This window comes from Bradyrhizobium manausense (assembly GCF_018129685.1).
Classification (GTDB): Bacteria; Pseudomonadota; Alphaproteobacteria; order Rhizobiales; family Xanthobacteraceae; genus Bradyrhizobium; species Bradyrhizobium manausense_D.
Genome location: NZ_JAFCLG010000008.1, coordinates 1 through 13,562 on the forward strand (window position 1 = coordinate 1; position 13,562 = coordinate 13,562).

General features: G+C 65.5%; 11 protein-coding genes. 5 read left to right on the plus strand and 6 right to left on the minus strand.

The window, feature by feature from the left end; genetic code table 11:
- Positions 1-204: 204 nt before the first annotated feature.
- The 5 genes from JQ621_RS19730 to JQ621_RS19750 form a co-directional block, all read right to left on the minus strand.
- Positions 205-1,143: a dihydrodipicolinate synthase family protein gene (locus tag JQ621_RS19730; protein ID WP_212236339.1), complete on the minus strand. Its 939-nt coding sequence runs from the start codon at positions 1,141-1,143 to the stop codon at positions 205-207.
- Between the two features lie 130 nt (positions 1,144-1,273).
- Positions 1,274-3,355 (minus strand): methyl-accepting chemotaxis protein, encoded by a 2,082-nt coding sequence (locus tag JQ621_RS19735; RefSeq protein ID WP_212236340.1) that lies wholly within the window; start codon positions 3,353-3,355, stop codon positions 1,274-1,276.
- Between the two features lie 122 nt (positions 3,356-3,477).
- Positions 3,478-4,248: an enoyl-CoA hydratase gene (locus tag JQ621_RS19740; RefSeq protein ID WP_212236341.1), complete on the minus strand. Its 771-nt coding sequence runs from the start codon at positions 4,246-4,248 to the stop codon at positions 3,478-3,480.
- On the minus strand, positions 4,245-4,736 hold the full coding sequence (locus JQ621_RS19745) for a MarR family winged helix-turn-helix transcriptional regulator (protein ID WP_212236342.1): 492 nt from the start codon (positions 4,734-4,736) through the stop codon (positions 4,245-4,247). The genes JQ621_RS19740 and JQ621_RS19745 overlap by 4 nt, the downstream gene beginning before the upstream one ends.
- Positions 4,737-5,039: 303 nt before the next feature.
- Positions 5,040-6,710 carry a tannase/feruloyl esterase family alpha/beta hydrolase gene (locus JQ621_RS19750; RefSeq protein WP_212236615.1) on the minus strand — a complete coding sequence of 557 codons (1,671 nt, stop codon included), beginning with the start codon at positions 6,708-6,710 and terminating at the stop codon, positions 5,040-5,042.
- 292 nt (positions 6,711-7,002) lie between these two features.
- Between JQ621_RS19750 and JQ621_RS19755 the strand changes: the two genes are divergently transcribed.
- From JQ621_RS19755 to JQ621_RS19770, 4 genes are read left to right on the plus strand one after another with little or no spacing between them, the layout of a single operon-like run.
- Positions 7,003-8,061 (plus strand): toxic anion resistance protein, encoded by a 1,059-nt coding sequence (locus JQ621_RS19755; RefSeq protein WP_212236343.1) that lies wholly within the window; start codon positions 7,003-7,005, stop codon positions 8,059-8,061.
- A gap of 55 nt (positions 8,062-8,116) precedes the next feature.
- Complete coding sequence (locus tag JQ621_RS19760; protein WP_249125409.1) at positions 8,117-9,703, plus strand: substrate-binding domain-containing protein; 1,587 nt, start codon at positions 8,117-8,119, stop codon at positions 9,701-9,703.
- Positions 9,704-10,360: a 5-bromo-4-chloroindolyl phosphate hydrolysis family protein gene (locus JQ621_RS19765; protein WP_212236344.1), complete on the plus strand. Its 657-nt coding sequence runs from the start codon at positions 9,704-9,706 to the stop codon at positions 10,358-10,360.
- On the plus strand, positions 10,360-11,469 hold the full coding sequence (locus JQ621_RS19770) for a hypothetical protein (protein WP_212236345.1): 1,110 nt from the start codon (positions 10,360-10,362) through the stop codon (positions 11,467-11,469). The genes JQ621_RS19765 and JQ621_RS19770 overlap by 1 nt, the downstream gene beginning before the upstream one ends.
- 80 nt (positions 11,470-11,549) lie before the next feature.
- Here the strand turns inward: JQ621_RS19770 and serA are convergent, their stop codons facing one another.
- On the minus strand, positions 11,550-12,794 hold the full coding sequence (gene serA, locus JQ621_RS19775; RefSeq protein WP_212236346.1) for a phosphoglycerate dehydrogenase: 1,245 nt from the start codon (positions 12,792-12,794) through the stop codon (positions 11,550-11,552).
- Positions 12,795-12,803: 9 nt separating this feature from the next.
- On the opposite strand from serA, the gene JQ621_RS19780 reads away from it, so the two are divergent.
- Positions 12,804-13,547, plus strand: a complete 744-nt coding sequence (locus JQ621_RS19780) for a D-glycero-alpha-D-manno-heptose-1,7-bisphosphate 7-phosphatase (RefSeq protein WP_212236347.1) — start codon at positions 12,804-12,806, stop codon at positions 13,545-13,547.
- Positions 13,548-13,562 lie beyond the last annotated feature (15 nt).

The window sequence follows — 13,562 nt, forward strand, 5'->3', positions numbered from 1 at the left end:
CTCACGGCGTCAAGCGCCAAGGACCCAACGGCTTCCCGCCCACTCTCATCATGACAGACTTTCCAGACACAGGGACCCATGACCACAGCGAGAGGTTGTTGGGCGAAGCTGGTAACTCGGAGTCTTCGCAAAACTATTACTACGGCGTATGGATCCCGGATCTGCGCGCGCTTAGGGCGCGCTTGTCCGGGATGACTTTGAGCCCTACTTCCCCCACCGCAGCGCCAGTGCATCGCGCTCCCTGGCGAGTTCCAGCAGCCCCGCGCGCGTCGCTGGATGCAGCGGCTGCAACGGATGGCGGACCGCGTCCGACTTGATCACGCCACCGGCCTGCATCATCGCCTTGCAGGCGATCAGCCCGCATTGGCGGTTCTCGTAGTTGATCAGCGGCAGCCAGCGCTCATAGGCGGCCTTCGCCTTCTCGCGATCTCCCGCGAAATAGGGATCGATGATCTGGCGGATGCCGTCGGGATAGCCGCCGCCGGTCATCGCACCGGTCGCGCCCGCGTCGAGATCGGCCATCAGCGTGATGGCTTCCTCGCCGTCCCAGGGGCCCTCGATGTCCTTGCCGCCCGCCTCGATCAGGCTGCGGAGCTTGGAGGCCGCGCCCGCGACCTCGATCTTGAAATAGCGGATGTTGGAGAGCTCACGCGCCAGGCGCGCCAGCAGCTCGACCGACAGCGGCGTGCCCGCGACCGGCGCATCCTGGATCATGATCGGGATGTTGATCGCGCCGGAGAGCACCTTGAAGAATTCGACGATGCCCTTCTCCGGCACGCGGAAGGTGGCGCCGTGATAGGGCGGCATCACCATGACCATGGCCGCACCGGCGGCCTCGGCCTGCTGGCTGCGCGCGGCGCACACCGCCGAGCTGAAATGGGTGGTGGTCACGATCACGGGCACGCGGCCGGCGACGTGTTCCAGCACCGCATGCATCACGCTCTCACGCTCGGCATCCGTCAGCACGAACTGCTCGGAGAAATTGGCGAGGATGCAGATGCCGTGCGAGCCGGCATCGATCATGAAATCGATGCAGCGGCGCTGCCCCTCGAGATCGAGCTGGCCGTGCTCGTCGAAGATGGTCGGCGCGACCGGAAACACGCCGCGATAGGGGCGCTGGGCCTTGTGTGGGGTAACCGGCATCGCAATGATCTCCCTGTCGTCCTGCCGCTCGTTTTGCTCAACCTGTTAGAGCATGGTACCGCTACCATCTACAGGCCGCACGGACGTGCGGCAATGCCCATCCGCGCACCGTGAAACAGGGAATTAAGGCTCAGGCCGTCTTTACCGCGCCCAGGAAGCCCTCAACCGCGACGCGGAGGCGATCGGCGTCGGCCGACATCTTCGTCACGGACTGGAACAGCACCGTGCCGGCATTGCCGGTCTCCTGGTTGAGCTTGGCGACGCTGCCGATGGTGTCGGTGACCTCGCGGGTGCCCTGGGCGGCATGCTGGAAGTTACGCGAGATCTCGGTCGTGGCCGCGCGCTGCTGTTCGACCGCGGCGGCAATCGCAGTCATCTTCTCGTCGATGCCGCTGATGGCAGCCCCGATCGAACGGATGGCCGCGACCGCCTGACCGGTTGCCCCCTGGATCTCCTCGACCTGGCGCGAGATCTCTTCCGTCGCGGTCGCGGTCTGCGACGCAAGGCTCTTGACCTCACCGGCAACCACCGCGAAGCCGCGGCCGGCTTCGCCGGCGCGGGCCGCCTCGATGGTGGCATTCAAGGCGAGCAGATTGGTCTGGCCGGCAATGGCGTGGATCATCTTCACGACTTCGCCGATGCGGCCCGCGGTCTGGTCGAGGATCTCGACGGTGGCGTTGGTCTGCTCGACCTGCGACACCGCTTCGCGCGCATCGCGTGCGCTGGACTGCACCTGCGCGGAGATTTCGCCGACAGAGGCCGAGAGCTCCTCGGTCGCGGCCGCGATGCTTTCGAGATTGTTGGTGGCCTGCTCGGCCGCGGACGAAACCGCGGCCGTCTGGCTGCTCGATTCCGAAACCAGCGTGCGCACGTCCGTCGCGGTCGCATCGAGCTCTCTGGTTGACGCCGCGACGCTCTGGATCACCGCCTGCACCGTGTCGTCAAAGGTGCGGCACGCCTCGTCGACGGTACCGGAGCGGGCGAGCTGCAACGCCTGCTGCGATTCGCGTTCCTGGCCGAGACGCTCGGCGGTCGCCGCACTCTCACGCAGGCTTTCGAGCGCAGCCGCCATGGTCCCGAATTCGTCGGGATGGCGGGATTGCGGAACCGGCGTCGCGTAGTCGCGCGCGCTGATCTTCGCGATGGCGTCGAGAATCGCGCGCACGGGGCGCATGAGGCGATTGCGCACGACGTACACGCCGGCCAAGGTCACAGCGAGCGCCAGCAGAAAGGCCAGCGACTGCACGACGAGATTGGTCAGCGCCTTCGTCTGAATGGTCTCGGCGCGCGCGATCGACTGGTCGAGCGCCTTCGTCGCGACCCCGACGATGAGCGGGAACGGCGACTGGCAGAGGGTATTCCAATCCGCCGCCGCCATCGCGGGCTTGCCGCTGCCGTCGAAATTCCTGGTGAGATCTCCGATCTGCTTGAGCACGCCGTCGGTCTTGGCCTGCGCCTCTCTTGCGGCGGTGGCCAGTTCCGCGGTCACATCGGGCGCCGCCAGCAACTCTGCCATCCCGGCCCAGCCGGAGGCGATGGTGCCGTCCCATTGCGCCAACGAGCGCTTCTGGGTGTCGTCGAGCGGCTTGCCGCTGTTGACGTTCGAGCGGAGCGCCGAGCAATGGATGCCATAGCGGTCGCGCACCTGCCAGGCGAGGCGGCGGACCTGGATCATGCGGGCGATGAAGGGATCGTTCATCCACGCGCGGTTCGACACTGCGGTGGAGGCGAGATTCGCCGTGTCGATGACCTTGGTGACGGCATCGTACCAGGAATTGGTCCGCTCGATCTTGCGCTCGGCGCGCGGACGCTTGGCCTCGTCGTAGAACAATTGGAACTGCGGTGCGGCATCGGTCCAGCGCTGCTTCAACGTGCTGGCAAGTTCGTCACGCCGGGCGAAGTCGACGCTGGCCATGGCGGCGCTGACGCCTTCATAGCCGCCCTGCTCGGCCTTCTCGGCCTCAGCGAGCTTGGCGCGCGGATCATCCTCGCCAAGGATCGCGCTCTGGGCGTCGCCGCGATTGTTGCGGAGCGCGAGCACACCGTGGAAGATCGCCTTGTCGGCGGCGGCAAGCCGCGCGGTCTCAAGACTGTCATTGTAGCGGCCAAAGGCGCCGACCATCTGGATCGCCGTCGAGGCGAGCGCGCCGGCCGCCAGCAAGGCCATCAACACCAGGAGAAGCGAACTTACCGATTTCTTAAACATTGCCATGAGTCGCGGAGCCTACTCTCTCGGAGAGCCCACCTTGCCCGCGACATGCCAATGTTCCGTTAAGGTTTTAGTCAAATGCCGGGAGTTCCCTGTTTGCCAAGCCCTTAGCCGGACCTCGGACATCACGAAACCTTCGTGAAATCCGGCGGGCGGCGCTCGGCAAATGCCGTGAAGGCCTCGCGCGCCTCGGCGGTGCGCAGACGCTGCGCGAACTGCTCGCCTTCCGCATTCATCTGCGCAACAAGTGCCTCGCCATTGCGCATCAGCTTCTTGGTCGCAGTCAGTGCGCCCGCCGGCTGCCGGGCAAGGCGCTGGGCGAGCGCGAGCGCCTCGGAATCGAGCTTGTCGAGCGGCACCACGCGGTTGGCGAGGCCCCATTCCAGCGCCGACTTGGCCGGCACGGTCTCGCCGAGCGCGAACATCTCATAGGCGCGGGCATAGCCGATGCGCGCCGGCATCAGCAGGCTGGAGGCGGCCTCGGGCACCAGCGCGAGGCTGACGAAGGGCGTCGACAATTGGGTGTTTTCGGCAAGCACGACGAGATCGCAATGCAGGAGCATCGTGGTCCCGACGCCGACGGCGCGGCCCTGCACGGCTGCAACGAGAGGTCGCGTGCAACGCGCCAGCGACTGGATGAAACGTCCGACATTGCGGCTGCCTTCGGACTTGCCTGACGCGACCGCGGCGAATTCGCCGACATCGTTGCCGGCGGTGAACATGTCGCCCTCGCCACGGATCAGCAGCACGCGCACGGACGGATCGGACTCGGCAGATTCGATGGTGTCGGCGAGCTTGCGATACATCGCATCCGTCAGCGCATTCTTCTTGTCGGGACGCGCCAGCGTGATGGTGAGAATTCCGCCGTTGTTCTCGATCCGGACATGCTCGGTCATGGCTCTCTCCTGTTCGTCCTCTGGGTCTCTCGTTGATTCTCTTGTGTTGAATCTCTTGGAAACTTGTCCTGAATGCTCGTCAGCCAGCGCGCGACGATGTCGATCTCGGCGCTGGTAAATCCCGCCGTCAACGTCGCATTGATTTCAGCGGTGGCTGATTTCGCCTGCGCCAGCACAGCGCGCCCCTTCGGCGTCAGCCACACCCGCCAGGCGCGGCCGTCCTCGCGATCGGCGCGCCGCTCGACCAGCTTCGCAGCAGCACTGCGATCGACAAGGCCGGAAATGCCGGCCGGACCCAGATCGAGCGCCGCGCCCGCTTCGCCCATCAGGACGCCGTCCTGCTTGCCGAGGATGAACAGCAGGCCCGCTTGCGCCGGCGTCACGTCATTTTGCGGCTGCGCCGCCATCCAGCGCTGCAACCGCCGTTGCGCGACACTCAGCAGATAGATCAGCCGGTGACGTCTCTCCTCGGGTGATTTGTTTCGCATGCGAAATATATAACCGGACCGCCGCGGCTTGTCAAAGCCTGCCCGCGCAGCCAGCGCGTCACCGCGGTCCGTCGGTTTCCCGGCCAGATGCGAGCGGATGTCCAGGCTGCCATCGATCGACTATTCGCAGCGCTGGTTCGGTGACCCGGCCTCGCCGGGGATCGCCGCCACGAAACCCTACCGATGTCGCGACTGATGCAGGACGATGATCTTGATGCCGATTCCGACTTGCGCGCTCACCAGGCGGCGCACAGGCCATGGCGGCGGGGTGACACCCGCCATGGTGTTCGCGTAAGCGCGCCCCTACGGTGAGCAGGTAAAGCTCGCAGCCTCCGTCACCGGGCCGCTCTTGTAGTGCGGCCAAGTCGGCCAACGGCACAGTGGCATCGCGCGCGTGACAGCGAACGACGGCGCCTCGACCTTCTGCTCGACAACCTCGAGGTCTCCGGGCGCCGTACCCTTCTCGACCCAGTCGACCAGCGCGCTCAGCATGTCGACATTGGCAGGCGCGCCGGAGCCGACATGATCGACGCCGGGCGCGGTGTAGAGCCGCGCGAACTCCGCGGTCTCGGCCTTGCCGAGCTTGCGCTCGACGCTCTCGAAATAGCGGATGCCGGCGTACGGGCTCTGTGCATAGTCGGCCATGTGCTCGAGCATGATCAGCCGGCCGCCACGGGCGCGGAAGCGACTGAGATCGGGGTCGGTCGAATCCATCAGGCTGGAAACCTCCAGCAGCCGCGCCTTGTGGTCCTCCACCTTGTAGGTGGTGACGTCGAGCTTGGGATCGCGCGCGAACACATATTGAATGCCGCCGGCACCATAGACCCAGGCGATGCCGTTGTTGGGCGCAGGCGGCTGCGCCGGCGGAGCCGCGCCGAGCCACCATGCCATCCAGCCGCCGGTCGGCCCCATCGCCGGCGTGTCCTCGCCCGCCACGCCCCAGCCGGGATAGTCGTCGAGACCGTTGGCGAGCGTGAACGGGAATTTGTAGGTCGCGTGCAGCGTGTCGATTGCCTTGATCTGTGCGTCGCTGAGGCACTGATCGCCGCTCTTGCCGTCAGGGCAACGCAACGTCTCGACCTTGAACACCGCCTTGCAGCCCACGGGGTCCTGGACCAGCGCATCGTCGGATCCGTCGGCCTTGTCGCAGGCCGCGCGCACGGCATCACCGACGAGCTTGACCTGCGCCGGATTGATCCAGCCCTCGCCCATGGTGACGAGGCCGGAGCGGGTGCCGGCATGCTGCAAGCCGACCCAATTGATGACGGGGACGCGCGCGAAGATTCCGTCGAAATCGTCGGGATAGCGCTGCGCCATGGTGAGGGCTTCGCGGCCGCCTTCGGACGAACCCATGAAGTACATTTTGTCAGGCTTCCTGCCGTAGGCGCTTTGCATCAGCGCGACCGCAGCATCGCGCACCTTCTTGTAGGCCCGGTGAGCAAAATTCTCGAAAGCCTCGTCGTTGAGGGCGAACAATTGCGGCGGCTCGCCCGGCTTGGACTCATGACCGGAATCGGTGCCGTAGGTGACGAAGCCCCGGGCGAGCGGTGATGGCTTGTCGAAAGGATAGGCCGGCGGCAGTCCGAGGCCGGTGATCAGCACGCCATTGAAACCGCCGCCGCCATATTGCACCGAGCGCCCGTTCCATTCGACCGGCAGGTTGACCTCGAATTTGACCGGTGGCGCTTTCGGATCGGTGGGCTCGATATGGCCGAGCACCTTGCAGAACGCGGGATTGGCGGGCGTGATCCGTCCCGATGGCGTCGGTCCGCGCTCGGCGACCGCAAGCTGAGACGGTGACTGCAATGTCGCAGCGTCGATCTTGAAGGCATCTGCGCCACCGACAAGTCCTTTGCAGACCCTATCCGCGTCCTCCGCCAGCGTCGCGGCCGAGGCGGCACCCGCTCCCGTCGCCGCCGTAGCACCGACAAGCCACACACCCAGCGTCCAGACCTTGCGCGCCATCGTTTCCATCCCCATTGCTTAATTATCGTTCTGCCGACAGGTCGACCAATTCAATGCAACTGACCGCCCGCAGTCAATCGCGGCCCGCACCAAGCGCAAGGCGGCCCGCGCACGGGGCCGGTCCCGCATCTCCTCCGCAAACGACTGAAACTAATGTGAAATTTCATTCCCCCGCCGAACGCGGACGACCTGTCGGCCGACCAAGTCCACAGGCTGTCATCAGTCTGTCAGATGAGCCGGGCTTTCCTGCCTGAACGGCAGCAGAGCCATCGTGAATGCTGCGGGAACCAAGGAGCGAGCGGTGAGCGAAACCATCAATGTCCCGGCACTGCCAACGGATGCGTCGGTCGTCGCGCGTATCAAGTCCGAGATCGACATTTCGGATCGCTCGCGCCTCGTCACCTTCGGCGAACGGGCCCAGCGTTCGGTGGTCGAGTTCGCCGACCGCATCCTTGCCCAGACCCAGAACCGCGAGCTCGGCGCGACTGGAAAACTGCTGACGGACATCCTCGGCAAGGCGCGCGGGCTCGATCCGGCGGATCTCAACGACAAGGGCTTTCTCAGTCGCATGTTCTCGTCGGCGGAGGCGCGGGTGCGCCGCTTCACCGAACAGTTCAACGACGTCGCTTCGCAGATCGATCGCGTCTGCGTCGAGCTCGACCGCAACAAGGAAGTCCTGCGCCGCGACATCGCCCTGCTCGACGACCTCTACGAACAGACCCGGGGCGCGCTCGGCCAGCTGGACATGCACATTGCCGCCGGTAAAGCCTTCACCGAGGAATTCCGCGGCGGCAAGCTCATCGAGATGGAGCGGAACGCCAAGGCGCAGGGCGCGGGTAGCGACACGATGCTCGCCGCGCAGACCTATCAGGATGCACTCCAGGCGCTCGACCGGCTGGAGAAGCGCATCTTCTATCTCCAGCAGGCGCGCCAGATCGGCATCCAGCAACTGCCGCAGATCCGCATTGTACAGTCCGGCGACGAAACGCTGATCGAGAATTTGCAGGCCACGACCGAGCTCACGATACCCGTGTGGAAGCAGAAGATGATCCTGCTGCTCGGCCTTAACAGGCAGAAGTCGGCGCTGGAGCTGCAGAAGACCGTCACCGACGCAACCAACGAGATGATGCGCCAGGCGTCGGAAATGATGAAAACCCAGGCGATCGAGATCGAGAAGCAGTCGCAGCGCGGCATCGTCGATATCCAGACCCTGGAGAAGACCAACCGGGACCTGATCGACACCATCGCCGGCGTGCTGACGGTGCAGGAGCAGGGTCGCAACAAGCGCGCCGAGATCGAGCACCGGATGGCAGAGCTGACGGACGAGTTGAAGACCGCCATCTCCAAGGCCGCGCCCTGATGCGTGCTGCGTTCATGAAGCTTCGTCACAACAGGTTCTGCATGAAGGCTCGCGCATGAGGATCTTCCGTTTCGTGCACCGGATGGCGTTGCTTGCGGCGGTGCCGTTGATGGCCGCACTGCTGTCGGGCTGCAGCGGGCCCGGACCGCAATTCACCATTCTCTCGGGCTCAGAAAACGACGTTCTCGAACCGCTTGTGCAGGAGTTCTGCAAGTCGCGCAACGCAACCTGCACCATGCGCTATCAGGGCTCGCTCGACATCGCCCTGGCGCTGAAGGCCGGCGATCCCGGCGCCGACGCGGTGTGGCCTGCCGCCTCGATCTGGGTCGACATGTTCGACACGACACGGCGCGTGAAAATGGTCAAGTCGATCGTGCAGATGCCGGTCATCCTCGGCGTGCGCCGTTCCAAGGCGCAGGAGCTGGGCTGGATCGGCGCCAAAGTGATCGCGAAGGACATCCTTGCAGCCGTCGAGGGCGGCAAGCTCAAGTTCCTGATGACGTCGGCGACACAATCGAATTCGGGAGCCGCCGCTTATCTTGCGATGCTGGCGGCCGGCATCGGCAAGCCCGATCTGATCGAGGCCGGCGACCTCGACAAGCCCGAAGTGTTGGCAACGGCGCGCGGGTTGCTGAAGGGCGTTGAACGCAGCGCAGGCTCCAGTGGCTGGCTCGCCGATCTCTATCGCGACGGCGAGCGCAGCGGCGCGCACTACCAGGCGATCTGGAACTACGAAGCCGTCATCAAGGAAACCAACGACAAGCTGGTCGCCGACGACCGCGAGCCGCTCTACGCGATCTATCCCGCCGACGGCGTGGCGGTCGCCGACTCGCCGCTCGGCTTCGTGGATCGCGGCCGCGGCAAGGAGGTCGAGAGCTTCTTCACCGACCTGCAGACCTTCCTGCTCAGCGGCGATGCGCAAACCAGGATCGCCCAAACCGGCCGGCGGGTCGAGATCGGGCGCGCCACGCCGCTTGCCGCCGATCCAACGACCAATATTGATCCATCACGGCCGGTCATCGTGATCCGTCCCCCGGAACCCGCGGTGATCCAGAAGGCGCTGCTGATCTACCAGGAAGCGCTGCGCCGGCCCTCGCTGACCGCGCTCTGCCTCGACGTCTCCGGCAGCATGCAGGGCGCCGGGGAAAACCAGCTGCTCGACGCCATGCGCTTCCTGCTCACGCCGGCGCGCACGCGCGAGGTTCTGGTGCAATGGACCAGGTCGGACGAAATCCTCATCCTGCCGTTCAACGATCACGTGCTCTGGACGGCACGCGCCAGCGGCGACGAGAACGAGCAGACCGGCCTGCTCGCGCGCGCGCTTGAATTGCGTGCCGGCGGCGGCACCGACTTCTACACGTGTGGTGCCCAGGCGCTCGCCGCCATGAAGACCCAGCTTGCCGACGGCCAGCACCTGCCGGCCATCGTCATCATGACGGATGGCAAAAGCCAGGGAGCGATGTCGACATTCGAGAGCGCATGGCGTGCCGACGGACATCGCGTGCCGGTGTTCGGCGTGACATTCGGCGCCGAGGTGGATCGCGCTCAGCTGGACAATCTGGCAAAATTGACCGGAGGGCGCGTGTTCGACGGCAGCAAGAGTCTCACCGACGCGTTCCGCGCCGTACGAGGATACAACTGAATGGCCAGAACGCCGGCCGGGCTTGGCTGGATCGCGGGTGGAACGGCGGCAGCGGTGCTGTTGCCGTCGCTGGCGATCGGGCTCGCCATGCCGTTCTGGATCGCACTCGCGATCAGCGCGGCTGCGGGGGTCGGCATCGGCGTGGCGCTTGCGCCGAGAAACCGGTTCGCCGCGCTGGAGGCCAGCGGCATCGCGCGCGGCAAGATCGAATTTGCGAACGAACTGCTGGCCGAGGCCGAACCGCTCGCCGAGCGGATGGAATATACGGCCTCCGCAATCCGCAGCCGCGCGGTCGCCGACCGTATCCGTCACCTGGTGCAGATCGCCCGCGACATCTTTGCTGCCATCGAGAGTGATCCCTTGCGGCTCGACCGTGTTCGTCGGTTTCTGACTTACTACCTGCCGCGCGCAGCCGAGATCGCCGACGCCTACCGCGCGCTGGAAAAGAGCGCCGTGCCCGACACCGCGCGGCTGACCGCCACGGGTGATATGATCGAGCGGCTCGACGGCGCCTTCACCCGCTATGCCGCCAATCTCAGGGATGCCGACCTCGACAAGCTGGATATCGAACTCAAGCTGCTGAAGAGCTCGCTCGACGACGACATCGGCCCAACGTCGCCGGACACGCCGATCGAGACCAAGAGAGGAACATCCTGATGGCTATCTCGCGCCGCGCCTTCGGCATCGGCCTCGTCGCAGCGAGCGCGGCGGCGACCGGCGGCTATGTTTACCTGCGCGAGCATCCCGAGATCGCCGGCCGCTTCGGCGAGGCCAAGCGGCTGTTCGGCTTTGCGGGCGGCGAGAAGGAAGGCTTTCTCGCCAACGCCCGCGTCAAGAATACGCTGGAGCGCCGGTTCGGACTAATCCTCGACGGACGCCGCGCGGGCTCGGTCGAAATGGTTCGCGAGCGCGCGCTGCTGGATCAGAAGCCGCAATTCCTCTGGCCGTCGTCATCCGTGCTGGTCGAAGTGGCGCGGTCGTCGGGCGTCAGGATCTCGCGCGACCAGGTGATCTTCAACTCGCCGATCGTGCTCTATTCCTGGGATCGCATTGCCGACGGCCTGGTCAAGGGCGGCATCGCCCAGCCCGCCGGCGGGCCGCGCTACACCGTGGACCTGTCGAAACTGCTCAAGGCCATCATCGCCGGCGAGAACTGGTCGGCGATCGGCGTCTCCGATCTGTTCGGTCGCGCCCGCGTGGTCTCGACCGATCCGAACAAATCCAATTCCGGCTTCATGTTCGCCGGCCTCGCGGCAAGCTTGCTCTCGGGCGACGTTGTGATGCCGGAGACACTGGGCAAGATCGACGGCGATGTCGGCACCGTGTTTCGGCGCATGGGTTTCAAGCCGCCGTCGTCCGGCAAGCTGTTTGACGATTACGTCGCCGGCGGCGCAGGTGCGCAGCCGCTGATCGTCGGCTACGAGAATCAGCTCGTCGAATGGGTGCTCCAGGATGCGGATCGCTGGAAGAGATTGGAGGCGAGCGCACCGGCCAAGCCCGTGATCCTTTATCCCCAGCCGACAGTGTTCTCCGCCCATCCCCTCATCAGCATCGACCGCCAGGCCGACGATCTGATCGAGGCCCTGACGAGCGAAAGCCTGCTCGAAATGGCCTGGGAGGACCACGGCTTCCGCGGACCGCTCGGCACCATAGGCAAGGCGCGCAACGCGCTGTTGCAGTCGCGCCTGCTCGAACGGATCGACGCGGTGTTGCCCATGCCGGATGCCCCGGTCATGCTGGCCCTGCTCGACCGCCTTGCGACGTAGGCGGCACCGGCTCGCTCCTGCGGTCAGAACGAGCCAAACGCGCTGAGCCTTGGCGCGTGATCCAACCGGAACGTGGCGCTTCAGTGCTCGAACACCAGGCGCGCGCCGACGGTGCCTTCGAGCGCGCGAATCTGCGCCAGCAGCGCGCCTGAATCCGCGCCTCCGAGATCGGCGTCGAGCACGACGTAGCCGAGGTCACCCGCGGTCTCCAGATATTGCGCGGCGATGTTGATGTCGCGCTGGAGGAAGACCTCGTTCAGGCGGCGCAGCATGCCCGGCACGTTGCGATGGACGTGGCTGAAGCGCGCGCCGGAGGGACGCAAATGCAGCTGCACTTCCGGGAAATTGACCGCGCCCATCGTCGAACCTGTAATGAAATAATCGACCAGCTTGCGCGCGACCTCGCCGCCGATACGCTCCTGCGCCTCTTCCGTGGAACCACCGACATGCGGCGTGAGGATGACGTTGTTGAGGCCCTGCACCGGGCTCTTGAAGCGCTCCGAATTCGACGACGGCTCGACCGGGAACACGTCGATCGCGGCGCCTGCGATGTGGCCGTCGCGCAACGCGCCTGAGAGCGCATCGAGATCGACCACTGTGCCGCGGCTGTTGTTGATCAGGAACGAGCCTGGTTTCATCGCTCGCAGTTCCTTCTCGCCGATCATGCCCGCCGTCTCCGGCGTCTCCGGCACGTGCAGGCTGACGACGTCGCTCTGCGCCAGCAGTTCATCGAGCTTCTCGACCGGCTCGGTATTGCCGTGGCGGAGCTTGTCGGTGCGATCGTAATAGATCACCCGCATGCCCATCGCTTCGGCCAGCGTCGAGAGCTGCGAACCGATATTGCCATAGCCGATGATGCCCAGCGTACGGCCGCGCACCTCGCGGCTGCCAGCTGCGGACTTGTCCCAGCCGCCCTCGTGGGCCGATACCGAGCGCGGGAAGATCTGCCGCAGCAGCATCACGATCTCGCCGATCACGAGCTCGGCAACACTGCGGGTGTTGGAGAACGGCGCATTGAACACCGGGATGCCGCGCTTGCGCGCTGCCAGCAGATCCACCTGATTGGTGCCGACGCTGAAGCAGCCGACCGCGAGCAGCCCATCGGCGGCTTCCAGCACCTCGTCGGTGATCTGCGTGCGCGAACGAATGCCGAGCAGCGACACGCCCTTCAGCGCCTCGCGCAGCGCCTCGCCATCCAGCGCCTTGGTGAGGCGCTCGACATTGGTGAAGCCTGCGCCCTTGAACAGATTCACGGCGCTGTCGTTGACACCTTCAAGCAGCAGCGCCTTCGCGCTCCGCTCAGGGCTTTGGCCTGCGGCTGGCATAGAATCTCCATGAATGGCGGCTTTGCCGCAGCACATAGACCGTGGACGCGGGACAGCACAATAGGCATGAAACCCGGATTTCGCTTCGTTCCATCCGGCCTTCGCACTACAAGCATACCAAACCGGAATGTCCGCCCCATGCGCCCAGCCATCTTCTTCGACTGCGACGGCGTGCTGAACCAGGAACCGGGCGGCCACGGCGTGCTGGTGCCGGACGACATCCGCCTGATCCCGGGTGCGGGCGCGGCCGTGCGAGCGGCGCGCGAGGCCGGGTACCTCGCGATCATCGTGACCAACCGCGCCCAGGTTGCGAAGGGCTTTGTCTCACTCGCCGGCCTTGAGACGATTTTCGGACGGCTTCGCCAATTGCTTGCCGAAGATGGCGGCATCGTGGATGCCATCTATTTTTGTCCACACCATCCGGAGCGGACGTCCGGCGGCGCCCCGGACTTTCAGATCGCCTGCGAATGCCGCAAGCCGGGAACGTTGCTGTTGCGCCGGGCGATTGCCGATTTCGACATCGATGTCGCTCGCTCCGTGCTGATCGGCGACAGCTTGCGTGACATTGGCGCCGGGCGCGCGATGGGGCTGGCGAGCTATGGCGTGCGGACCGGCTTTGCCTGCCGCGATGTCGAGCGCTATCCGGATCGCGCGCCGCCGGTGCCCGAACGGATGTTTGCCGACGTCGGCGCGGCCGTCGCATTCTGCGTGACCCATCCGGCGAAACACGGACAAGCCGGCCTGCCCGATTGACGCGGTTCGGCCATT

Coding starts and splice junctions, on each gene's coding strand:
- JQ621_RS19765 (WP_212236344.1), top strand. CDS start 9,704: ATGGCCAGAACGCCGGCCGGGCTTGGCTGGATCGCGGGTGGAACGGCG.
- JQ621_RS19770 (WP_212236345.1), top strand. CDS start 10,360: ATGGCTATCTCGCGCCGCGCCTTCGGCATCGGCCTCGTCGCAGCGAGC.
- JQ621_RS19750 (WP_212236615.1), bottom strand. CDS start 6,710: ATGGAAACGATGGCGCGCAAGGTCTGGACGCTGGGTGTGTGGCTTGTC.
- serA (WP_212236346.1), bottom strand. CDS start 12,794: ATGCCAGCCGCAGGCCAAAGCCCTGAGCGGAGCGCGAAGGCGCTGCTG.
- JQ621_RS19735 (WP_212236340.1), bottom strand. CDS start 3,355: ATGGCAATGTTTAAGAAATCGGTAAGTTCGCTTCTCCTGGTGTTGATG.
- JQ621_RS19780 (WP_212236347.1), top strand. CDS start 12,804: ATGAATGGCGGCTTTGCCGCAGCACATAGACCGTGGACGCGGGACAGC.
- JQ621_RS19730 (WP_212236339.1), bottom strand. CDS start 1,143: ATGCCGGTTACCCCACACAAGGCCCAGCGCCCCTATCGCGGCGTGTTT.
- JQ621_RS19760 (WP_249125409.1), top strand. CDS start 8,117: ATGAGGATCTTCCGTTTCGTGCACCGGATGGCGTTGCTTGCGGCGGTG.
- JQ621_RS19745 (WP_212236342.1), bottom strand. CDS start 4,736: ATGCGAAACAAATCACCCGAGGAGAGACGTCACCGGCTGATCTATCTG.
- JQ621_RS19740 (WP_212236341.1), bottom strand. CDS start 4,248: ATGACCGAGCATGTCCGGATCGAGAACAACGGCGGAATTCTCACCATC.